This is a genomic window from Parafrankia colletiae, from assembly GCF_001854655.1.
GTDB lineage: Bacteria > Actinomycetota > Actinomycetes > Frankiales > Frankiaceae > Parafrankia > Parafrankia colletiae.
In genome coordinates, this window is the sequence record NZ_MBLM01000022.1 from 1 (window position 1) to 10,331 (window position 10,331).

Annotated in this window: 11 protein-coding genes and 1 pseudogene; 1 reads left to right on the top strand and 11 read right to left on the bottom strand. The window is 65.9% G+C overall.

All coding sequences use genetic code 11. From position 1 onward, the window contains the following. From CC117_RS04205 to CC117_RS04250, 10 genes and pseudogenes are all read right to left on the bottom strand, one after another. Positions 1-569: pseudogene (locus CC117_RS04205) on the bottom strand (cytochrome P450); the annotation flags it as partial. Positions 570-728: 159 nt separating this feature from the next. Further along, on the bottom strand, positions 729-1,277 hold the full coding sequence (locus tag CC117_RS04210) for a hypothetical protein (protein WP_071082446.1): 549 nt from the start codon (positions 1,275-1,277) through the stop codon (positions 729-731). A gap of 443 nt (positions 1,278-1,720) precedes the next feature. Continuing rightward, positions 1,721-1,909 carry a ferredoxin gene (locus CC117_RS04215; RefSeq protein WP_241829828.1) on the bottom strand — a complete coding sequence of 63 codons (189 nt, stop codon included), beginning with the start codon at positions 1,907-1,909 and terminating at the stop codon, positions 1,721-1,723. Positions 1,910-1,911: 2 nt separating this feature from the next. Next, complete coding sequence (locus CC117_RS04220; RefSeq protein ID WP_071082448.1) at positions 1,912-3,195, bottom strand: cytochrome P450; 1,284 nt, start codon at positions 3,193-3,195, stop codon at positions 1,912-1,914. Between the two features lie 108 nt (positions 3,196-3,303). Then, positions 3,304-3,738, bottom strand: a complete 435-nt coding sequence (locus CC117_RS04225; protein WP_071082449.1) for a nuclear transport factor 2 family protein — start codon at positions 3,736-3,738, stop codon at positions 3,304-3,306. Between the two features lie 11 nt (positions 3,739-3,749). Continuing rightward, on the bottom strand, positions 3,750-4,496 hold the full coding sequence (locus tag CC117_RS04230) for an SDR family NAD(P)-dependent oxidoreductase (RefSeq protein WP_071082450.1): 747 nt from the start codon (positions 4,494-4,496) through the stop codon (positions 3,750-3,752). Between the two features lie 322 nt (positions 4,497-4,818). Further along, the gene (locus CC117_RS04235) at positions 4,819-5,460 is read right to left on the bottom strand and encodes a TetR/AcrR family transcriptional regulator (RefSeq protein ID WP_071082451.1); all 642 of its coding nucleotides are present in this window, start codon (positions 5,458-5,460) and stop codon (positions 4,819-4,821) included. A 119-nt stretch (positions 5,461-5,579) separates the two neighbouring features. Beyond that, a complete protein-coding gene (locus CC117_RS04240) occupies positions 5,580-6,152 on the bottom strand; it encodes a carboxymuconolactone decarboxylase family protein (protein ID WP_071082452.1) in 573 nt (190 codons plus the stop codon). Positions 6,153-6,343: 191 nt separating this feature from the next. After that, positions 6,344-6,820, bottom strand: coding sequence for a hypothetical protein (locus tag CC117_RS04245; RefSeq protein WP_071082453.1), 477 nt, complete (start codon positions 6,818-6,820; stop codon positions 6,344-6,346). Positions 6,821-6,917: 97 nt separating this feature from the next. Beyond that, positions 6,918-8,297 (bottom strand): aromatic ring-hydroxylating oxygenase subunit alpha, encoded by a 1,380-nt coding sequence (locus CC117_RS04250; protein WP_071082454.1) that lies wholly within the window; start codon positions 8,295-8,297, stop codon positions 6,918-6,920. A 286-nt stretch (positions 8,298-8,583) separates the two neighbouring features. On the opposite strand from CC117_RS04250, the gene CC117_RS04255 reads away from it, so the two are divergent. Then, positions 8,584-9,048 (top strand): SDR family NAD(P)-dependent oxidoreductase, encoded by a 465-nt coding sequence (locus CC117_RS04255; RefSeq protein ID WP_084131518.1) that lies wholly within the window; start codon positions 8,584-8,586, stop codon positions 9,046-9,048. Here CC117_RS04255 and CC117_RS04260 read toward each other — a convergent pair. Continuing rightward, the gene (locus CC117_RS04260) at positions 8,942-10,027 is read right to left on the bottom strand and encodes an IS110 family RNA-guided transposase (protein WP_071082455.1); all 1,086 of its coding nucleotides are present in this window, start codon (positions 10,025-10,027) and stop codon (positions 8,942-8,944) included. The two genes, CC117_RS04255 and CC117_RS04260, sit on opposite strands and share 107 nt — an antisense overlap. Positions 10,028-10,331: the final 304 nt, after the last annotated feature.

Consider the following 10,331-nt stretch of genomic DNA (forward strand, 5'->3'; position numbering starts at 1 on the left):
ACGTCGAACGTGCCCGGGTCCTCGAACCGGCGCGGGTCGCGGTTCGCGGCGCCGTTGACCACCATCACCGTGGTGCCGGCGGGGAGGTCGACCCCGCCGACGGTGACCGGGACCCGGGAGAGCCGGAAGTCGCCCTTGACCGGGCTCTCCAGGCGCAGGGTCTCCTCGACGAAGTTCGGGATGCGGTGGCGTTCCGCGCGCAGCTGGCGCTGTAGGTCGGGGTCCTCCACCAGGATCTTCAGCGCGGAGCTGAGGAGGCGGACGGTGGTCTCCTGGCCTGCGGCGAAGAGGTTCGCCGCGACCCTGACCACGTCGATGACCGCCGGGGTCGATCCGTCCGGRAASGTYGCGGCTGCCAGCTGGGTCAGCACGTCGGCGCGCGGGCTACGCCGACGATCCTCGATGTAGGTGGTGAACCTGCCGTAGAGGAACTCCAGCGGGCTGTGGTGCAGGGTCTCCTCACCGGTGCCCCCGACGCCGCTCTCGGCCTGCGGCTGGCGCTGCAACCGGTCGAGGAACTCCTCCTGGTCCTCCTCGGGCACGCCGAGGAGGTCGGCGATGACCAGGAGCTAGTGCCGCTTCCGACAACGTCCGCCCGCTTTGGCGATGTCAAACGTGCTGGTCATGGGCCTGCCTGACCCCGGATGTACAGGCCGACGTTGGCGGGTCCGGCACTAGGCAGAGGTGCCCGACCCGCCTGGGCATTCTCGCCGGCCCGTCGGTCAGGTCTACTCGAGACCGTTGTCCCGCAGCACCTTGCCGACGAGCTCCATGTACTCCAGGTGGCCCTGGAAAGGGCCGCGCCTTCCGATGGCGACTTCAAGGAAGGGGCCGTACTCCTCGTCGTTGACGAAGGTCTGCCAGTGCCGGATCTCACCGTTGTCGTTGGTCTCGACGAAGGTGGTCGAGTAGAAGCCCATTTTCAGGCCGTTCCTGGTATGTCCTTCCCAACGGACGCGGGCAACGTACCCGTTTTCGGCTGCCCAGCTGGTGTAGTCGACAAGCTTCCAGTCCGGAAAGGTGACCGAGTATGCCTTGGCCTCCTGGATGGCTGAGGCGGCTATGGCCTCGAAAATAAGGGAGGCATCTGCGCCCCCAGAAATCTCGCCCAGGTTGATCACGTCGTGCCCGGTGAAGTACGGCGACGAGTATAATGCGTCGGGCGCGAATTTCCAGCTATCGTAGGTTGCGCCGTCCTTCGTCCCCTGGTGGAGGTAGGCGTCCCGGTAGCCGTCGGCCATGCGCTGATGTAAGGAAAGCTTCTCTTCGAGGTTCATCGCGGTCCCTGCTGGTCGTTGGACTTACCGCCGTCGGCCGGTCGGTCGGCCCTGCCTGGCCGGTCGCTGGCGGCGCAAATAATCAATTGATCGTATGATTAACCATATGGCGAGGTGTGCGCAAGAGGTTTCTGGCGCTGCGTCGTCCACGGCGGGCTGCGGCGCCTACCACCTGCGTGGCCCGCAGCAGGGTTGAACTGTCGGTAGTCCTTCGCTGGAACTGGTGACGCTGAACGAACTGATCGGCTTCTGGCTGCCCACGCCGCCGCCGAGGTCGTACGAGAACGTCTGCCAGTTCCGGCCTCGCTGCCTCAGCGGCGACGTGGAGGCCCAGACAGTCCGGCTCTCCGTGCACGGTCACGCCCACGACGGCGTAGAAAGGCCGGTTGGAGACCTGGCCGTCGCGGACCTTGCCGTGGGACGTACGCCCACGATAAAAGCGCCTAGGGAGTGTCAACGAGGACCGCTCTCTCCGGGCACTCGGCCGCCGCCCGCTTCACGAGTTCGACCAACTCGTCGGGAACTCGATCGACGGTTACCTCGACGTAGCCGTCGCTGGTGAGGGTGAAGACCTCGGGACAGGTCGCGACGCAGGCACCGTGACCGGCGCAGCGGTCCGCATCGATCGACACGATCACGCGTTGCCGCCGGCGGGGGTGTAGCCGATATGGAGTTTCGTGATCCCACGCAGGATGAAGGTGGGCATGTAGGTGTAACGCCGCTCTGCAGCGGGGCCGTGCTGGTCCTCGTCGATCCAGATGTCCGCCGTGCGGTCGAACAGCCTCTCGATGCTGACCAGTGCTTCGGCGCGGGCGAGTGGGGCCCCGGGGCAGCTGTGGACGCCGCGACCGAACGCGACGTGGCTGCGTGCGTTGGCACGCTCGATGTTGAAGGTGTCGGGTTCGGGGAACTTGCCCGGGTCGCGGTTGGCCGCGGCGTTGGCCAGGAAGAGGATGGTTCCGGCGGGCAGCTGTACTCCTCCGACTTCGACTGGGACCTTCGCTAGGCGGAAGTCGCCGCGGATGGGACTTTCGTAGCGAAGGGCCTCCTCAACGAAGTTGGGGATCAGGTGGCGGTGCGCCCGCAACCTCGCCTGCAGTTCGGGATCCTCGCCGAGCATCATCACCGCGGTGCTGAGTAGTCGGACGGTGGTCTCCTGGCCAGCGGCGAAAAGGTTGGCGGCGACGCACACGGCGTCGAGCACCTCTGGCGTGCTTCCGTCGGGAAACGTTGCCGAGGCGACTCCGGTCAGGACGTCGGCCCGCGGCTGGCGGCGGCGGTCCTCGATATAGCCGGTGAACTTCTCGTACAGAAATTCCAGCGGCGACTGTGTCATCGGGTCGTTGCCGGTGCTGCCGAGCGTTCCGGTGTGCGGCCGGTTGAGCCTCTCGATGAACTCCGGCTGGTCCTCCGTCGGGACGCCGAGCAGGTCAGCGATGACGAGCATGGCGAATGGGGAGGCGAAGGCGCGGATGAACTCGCAGCGTCCGCCGTGCAGCGCTTGGTCGAGCTGACGGTCGGCGAGCCGCCACATGAACTCCTCGTTCTCCTTGAGGCGGCGCGGAGTGATCATTTTTGACAGCAGTGCACGGTGTGCGGAGTGGGTCGGTGGGTCCAGCGTCGGCAGCTGATCGCTCATCGGCAACTGGTTGCGGTGCTCGGCAATCAGCGCCGAGACGTCATCGCCCTCGAGGGGTACGGGAAAGCCAGGGAAAGGTCCGGTGACGGAAAGGCACGACGAGAACCGATCGGTGTCGTTGTAGATGGCGAGTGCCTCGTCGTAGCCGGTGATCATGACAACGTCGTGATGCTTCTCTCGGCGGGCTGGGCATTCCCCGCGTAGGGCGGCGAGGTAGTCGTACGGATCGTGCAGAAGGCTGTTGTCGGTGAAGAAGTCGACGGAATCAATGTTAATCAAGCCTGTTCCTCTCTCATTCGCGGTGCCGCCTCCTGTCGCAGGAAGAGTCCCGGCGCTCAGGGGCAACCGACGACGTGAACGATGAAGGACTTGCCGGAAGCGCTGAGGTCAGTTCACGCCGCCCGGTTTGTTGACGAACCAGACGAGTTCCTCGACGAGCTTCTCGCTCTTCCAGCCGTCGGGCGTACGCACAAAATCGTGGAAGTAGTAGCCCCCGCAGTAGCTCGGTTCGGCCATCCCCGGAACCTGCATCGGGTTGTAGAACTGCGCGACCACCTTGGCTCGGTCGCCATCGAGATCGATCTCCACGTTGGTCACATAGTGGATCTTCCAGGGTGCCTTGCCCAGGCCCTGCTCGAGCCAGGCCGCCATCTCGTCGCGCCGGCCGACGGGCAGGCTGCTCGTCGTCGATGTGTAGTCGATGACTGCCTCGGGAGTGAACACCGACTTCCACAACTCGAAATCGTTCGTGTCCACACCACGCGCGTAGCGTGCCAGCTGCTCCTGAATCTCCAGCCTGTCGGCAAGGGCACGCAGGTTCATCAATACTCCCCTCAGCTGACGGTCAGACCGTTGTCGACGACATAGACAGCGCCAGTGATGGACTTCGCCTCGCCCGACGTAAGAAAGGCAAACAGCGCGGCGATCTCCTCCGGCATCGCCACGCCGCGATAGCCGGCCATCCGGCCCGCAAGATCCGGATCTCGGTCCTCGGGGAACCGTACCGTCCTGGCGATGTTGGTCAGCGTGCCCGCCGGCGCGATCGCGTTTACCCGCAGCGGTGTCTTGATGAACTCGACCGCGAGCGACCGGGTCAACTGGACCACGCCGCCCTTGCTTGCCGAGTAGGCAGCCGAGTAAGGAACCCCCTGTACTCCGGCATTAGAAGCGATGTTGACAATGGATCCAGCCGCATCCAGCAAATGCGGGATCGCGGCCTGGGACAGGAAGAACGGGCCATCAAGGTTCACTGCAAGTGTCCGCCGGTACAGTTCGACGCTGGTGTCAGTGGTGTGCGCCGGGCGATAGATCCCGGCAACGTTACCCAGCACGTCCAACCGCCCGAACTCGGCAACGGCCGCCGCCACCGCCGCCGCACACGCGGCCGGATCGGCGATATCAACAACCCGCCCCGATACCATCCCGGCTGYCAGGGACCCGGTCTCGGTCAGCCCATCCTCGTCAATATCAACGGCCAGCACCGCCGCGCCCTCATCCGCCAGCCGAAGGGTGACCGCACGGCCGATACCGGATGCGGCACCGGTGATTAGCGCTACTTTGCCTTCAAACCGTCTCGTCATCGTCCTTCTCGCTCCTCGCGAATCCCAGCGGCGCACCGCTGGAACTCCTGGCAAGATCAGTCGCTGAATGATGTGTTGTTGATGTGTCGTGATCGGGGTAGAGGTACGGTGGTATCTAATTAATCAATTGATTAGATATTGCGAATCGGGTTTCGAGCACGTGCTTTCGAGTATTCTTCTCAGCCGCTCAGGAACGCGCGGTCCATCGCCGGATGGTAGATCGGGAATCCTCGGTGCCGAGAGCCCCTATCGAAAGATCCAGCTGGTCATCACGGGCGACGCGGCCTCGCGTGACGGCTCAGATGCCACGCGAGCCATGTCGTCAGTGCTCTGCCAGCCGGGCCTGGTCGAAGAGCATCCCCCGGATCAGTAGCTTCACGGCATGAACGGTGGTGTGGTACTTGTCGTTCGGTACGGCCAGCGCGTATTCGTAGAGACCAATGAGCAGTACGCCGATAGCGCTCGTGGCAGCCGGGACGTCGACGTGGTCCGCGAGGGCGCCCTGCTGGTCAGCCTCGCGCAGGATCTCGGTGACGACATCGTGGATGGAGGCGACGATGGTGTTGCTTTCTTCCGCCAGGTGCAGGTCTGCGGCGCTTTCCGTCCGGATCGCTCGGTCGAACGGGACCGCGTAGGGGTTGTCGCGGACCAGTCGGTCGGTCTCGTCGAGCACTGCCATGAGCTTGTCGAGGACATTGTCGGCGGCTTCTACGGCGGCCGTGAACCGGGGGACTGTCTGCTGGGCAACGTCGTGGAAGGTCTCTTTGACCAGCTCGGCCTTGTTGGGGAAGTAGTGGTAGAGGCTGCCGCTGGTCATGCCGGCCACCCGGGCGATCTCGCGGATGGTGGCGCGTGCGTAGCCGACCTCGGCAACGCAGCGTAGCGTCGCGTCGATAATGCGCTGTCTTGTCTGATCGCCTCGGGAGCCGACGGGCCTGCCCAGCAGCGATGGAGTGCCCGCCACGATTTCTCCTGGTTGTCGTCTTCCCCGAGTCTCGCATGCGGACACCGGTGAAGGGCCACGCCGTCGGGCCTGTCGAGAGACGGCCAGACCGCGGCGGCGCGCAGGAGGTCGGTGGACGGTCACGATGGGCGGGGGACGTCGTCGGGCCCGATGCCGAAGGTCCGCAGCATGGACGACACCGTCTCGTAGGCACCAACGGTGAAGATGACGTCGAGTATCTGCTGGGTGTCGAGCCCGGCGGCGAGGGCCGCCCAGGTGCGGTCCGTCAGCAGTCCGTCCGTGATGATCTCGTCGACGGCGCTCAACAGCGCCGCGTCAAGCGGGTGGAAGGACGGTGTGGTGGAGCCTGATGCGATGGACTCTGTCTCCTCGGCGGTGAGCCCTGCGTCCTCAGCGATGTGGAGATGTTCCGCCCACAGGTAGTCGCAGCCGCGCCGAGCGGCGACGCGCAGGATGAGGATCTCGCGCTGCCGGGGGGTGAGCGTCGTTGCGAGAAGCACCTGGCCGTTGAAGGTGAAGAACGCTCGTGCGAGGTGGGGATGGTGCGCGAACATTCCCAGCATGCCGAGTGACTTGCGCTGTCCTTCAGTATTCGGCATGGGGTGGCGCGGTTTCGGTGGGATCATGGCCGCGAGGGCCGAGCTCATCTCCGGTGGGAACTGGCGGGGCTGCAGTGGCTCGACGCGCGTCATGCTGGTGCTCCCTTCTGGGAGATGGGTAAACAGGTTCGCCGAGGGCACCGAGTCGGGCATCCGCGTGAGTCCCGGCCCGAGGAGTTCCGGAATCGTGCAGCCGGCGCTGATTGCCTACCCGGATTCCGGCCAAAACCAGAACATGCGCCGGCGCCGCGGCCTGTTGTGGCCGTGACCCCGGCTTACGCGCGTCACTCCGTGATCTGGATGCCCTCGTAGCTCTTGAGCGTCTCCGGGTCCGGTAGCTGCATCTGCAGGTACACGGCAAGGTGGACGACCTTGCCGTCGGCGTTGTACTCGTAGGTCGTCGCGGAGTTCACAGTGCTGCTGAATCCGTCGGTCGTGCTGCGCTCCTCCAGCTCGAGCAGCACCAGGGAGCCGATCTCGGCGACCCGCTTGAACGAGCATTCCCACTCGGAGGTCTGGGCCCACTGAGTGAGGAACGCGGCGTAGTCCGGCCAGTTCATGACCTCCTTGAACGGGCCGATCCGTTCGAAGGAGTCGACTGCGACCAGCTCGGCGACCGGTGCCCAGCTATCGGCTGAGAACCCGGGTTGCTTGCCCGCGTCGACCAGCTTCTTCATCAGCTGGGTGTATTCCAGCGCGGCCCGTGAGGGGCCGGTGTAGTCGCCGATGACCTCGTCGAGGTCGCGCAGCGTGAGCGCCATAACGATGCTCCCAGCGGTGAGGTTGGGGAACTGTGGACATGTGCGGCCGGGCCGCCGCCGGTCTCGCCTGACACCGATCGCGGCCCGCCGCGGCCTGTCAGGACCGGGCGCCGTCCAGGTAGCGGTCGAGAACGTGGTGGAAGGCCGCGACGACGATCTCCTCCCGGGTGATCGTCTCGTACTTCAGACGGCTGTTCCGCAGTCCGGCCTGCTGGCGCTGCATCTGCTCGTAGTCCTGCTGCAGCGCTTCGAAGTAGGTGTGGCTGCCTGGTTCCGTGACGACCGTCGGTTCCACCTTCGCCACTTCGGCGAGCTCCTCGGGAAGGTACATGTAGCTGGCGACGTGCCAGACGCACTTGTTCGGGTCGCCGGAGGGGTGCGGGGTGGGCATGGTGATATGGCATTCGCCTGCCCGGACCGTCATGAAGAAGTTCGGGAAGAGCACCCAGCCCTGGTTGTCGGTCATCTGGTTGTCCGTCAGCCTGCTGACGTCCAGGCCCATGCCGGTGAGTGTGTCGCGGGTGGCCCGCTGCAGCAGCGTGCGCGCGGTGACGCCATCCGGGAAGGCGAGGGTGCCGTCCTCGCCGCGGTACTCGGCGACGAGCTCCTCGAAGCGAGGCAGCATCAACGGGACTGCGGGGAAGGTCTCGGGCAGCTTGCGGATCCCGGCGACCTGCTCTTCCGGACCGAAATGCTCACCCCTGGGCACGTCGAACGGTGTCGTGGCGACGCTGTGGTCGCCGAGGAACCGGTAGCGGCCCGTCTCCGGGTCCGGGAAGATCACGTTCAGGAGCTGTGGGTGGACGCCCCAGAGGTGGTAGCCCTCCTGGAAGGCGTCCATGACGACCTTCCAGTTGCATTCTAGGGGCTCCTCGACGTCCATGACGGTGATGAACTGTTCCATCTGGTACGGCCGCAGCAGTTCGAATACCTCGGGACCGAGGTATTCAGCGAGCGGCTTCGCGTCCGGGTCCGGGTTGAGGAAGATGAAGCCGCTGAACGTCTCCACCGGTACGGGCACCAGCGAGACGTCGCTCTTGTCGACACCCGAGAGGCCCTCGCGCAGGATGCCCCGGCAGTTGCCCTCCAGATCGTAAGACCACAGGTGGTATTGGCAGAGGAACTGCCGTGAGGTGCCCGAGCGCTCCGCACACAGCAGGTTGCCGCGGTGGCGGCAGGCGTTCACGAAGCCGCGGATCACGTCGTCGCGGCCGCGCACCACGATGAAGGACTGGTCGAAGAGCTGGTAGGTCTTCCAGGCGCCGGCCTTCGCCAACGCGCTGACCCGGCCGACGATCTGCCAGGTCTTCGTCCAGATCAGCTCACGCTCCTGCGCCGCGATCTCCGGTGAGGTGTAACGCTCGGTCGGGATCTTCCACTGGAAGTCGGCCGGGGCGGAGCCCAGGCCCGACAGTCCGATCTTCGTGTCGTCGAGCCATTCCCCGGGTCGCGTCGGCCGCGTCGTCTCGATCGTCATCAGTCCAGTTCTCCTCGAGCAGGGCGGAAACGGTGGGTCGAAGATCCTCACGCGTCTGGGGCGCGGATGCAGGCCACGGCGCGTCTCGGGAGTACGCGCCCTGGGCTGTTGGTGACGACGAAGGCTCGGGAAGCGGCGTGCTCCCGGTCGACGCCGGGCGAGGACCGGGCCCCTGGCCGGTCCTCGCCGTTCACACGGAAATAAACAATCGCTTGATTAAGCGTATGGTGCACGCCACACTCGGGCACTGTCAAGCCACCCTCCCCAGACACAAGGACGGACACGCATGCCCTTCGAGGGGACTACCGCGATCGTGACGGACGGGGCGTCGGGCCTTGGGCTCGCGATCACCGAGGCGCTCGTGGCCCGCGGCACGAAGGTCGCCGTCTTCGACATCCAGGCAGAGCTGCTCGACACCGAGGTCGCGCGCCTGCAGAAGCACGGCGGAGCCGTCCGTGGCTACGTCGTCGACGTCTCCGACCGGGCCCAGGTCACCACCGCCGTGGACCAGGCCCGGGCTGACCTGGGACCCGTGCTGATCCTGGTGAACAACGCCGGCGTCGTGCAGTTCGACCGCTTCGAGTCGATCACCGACGAACTGTGGGAACGGGTCATGGCGGTCGGCACAGACGCCCTTATGTTCGTCAAGCTGCTGGGGCGGTGGGTGGCGTTGGCAGGGCGTGGTAGATCTCTCGGGCGACGTAGCGTTTCAAGCAGCGGACGATCTCGCGGGGGGTTTTGCCTTCGGTGAGGCGTCGTTGCTGGTAAGCGCGGGTGCGGGGGTCGTAGCGCAGCCGGGTGATGACGATCCGGTGCAGGGCTGCGTTGGCCTGGCGGTCGCCGCCGCGGTTGAGGCGGTGCCGTTGGATCTTGCCGGAGGATGCCTCGACGGGGCTGACGCCGCACAGGGCAGCGAAGGACGCGTCGCTGACCAGCCGGTCGGGGTTGTCGCCGGCGGTGATGAGGAGCGCGGCGGTGGTGTCCGGGCCAGGACCGGGCCGCGCCAGAAGGTCGGGGGCGTGGCGGGTGAGTACGGTCTTGAGCTGCCGGTTGAGATCGTCGATCTCGCCGGTGAGGGTGAGGATCCGTGTAGCCAGCCGGCGCAGTGTGTAGATCGCGGCGCTGGCGGGGTCGGTGGGGTCCTGCGGGTCGAGTGCGGCGCAGTGGCGGACCAGCCGGGCTCGACCGAGGCCGGCCAGGGACTCCCGTACCTGGGTATCAGCGCAGACCAGGACGGCGTGCAGTTGGTTGAGGGCCTGGGTGCGGGCCTTGACCGCCCAGAGCCTGGCCAGCCGGAACATCCGCGCCATCTCGACCGATCCGTTGCCGGTCTTCGCGGTCGAGGTGGCGTGTCCTGCCAGCACTGCGCGGGCGGCTGCCTCAGCGTCGAGGGTGTCGGTCTTGCCACGGCGCCGGCGAGCCGCACGGTCAGGTCGGTTGATCTCCAGCACGGTGACACCGGCGATGTGCAGGTGGCGGGCCAGTGCCGCGCCGTAGGAACCGGTGCCCTCGACCCCTGCCCGTCGCAGGGTCCCGTGCTCGTGCGCCCAGGCCAGCAGCTGCTGGTAGCCGGCGGCTGTGGTCGGGAAGGCCGCGGTTCCCAGCACCATCCCCACCGTGGTCAGGATCGCGGCAACGTGCCGGTCCTTGTGCGTGTCGACCCCGAGGACGACCTCCTGGCTCGTCGCCTCGATCTGGTCTGGTTCTGAGGGCGGGTAGGCACGGGCCATGGCTGTCGGTCTCCTGATCGGTCCGAGAGTTGATGGACGTCACCGGACCGGCAGGGCGGTCAAAACTGTGAGGATGCCTTGTGCGGCAAGGCCCTTATCGAGACACGCCCGCCGGTCTGGTGGCCGGTGACGCTCCCCGAGCGGCAGCCGACAGGTCAGCGCAAGGGCATCACGCCAGTTGCGTTCCGAGTCAGACCACCACCCGAGGAACGCCGCCCATACTCAGTGGATGTTTGATTTGTCTTGATTGCCGCTTATGTTCTATCGGGGGTCTCGCCAGGTGGGTGTGGTCTCGCCCGTTATG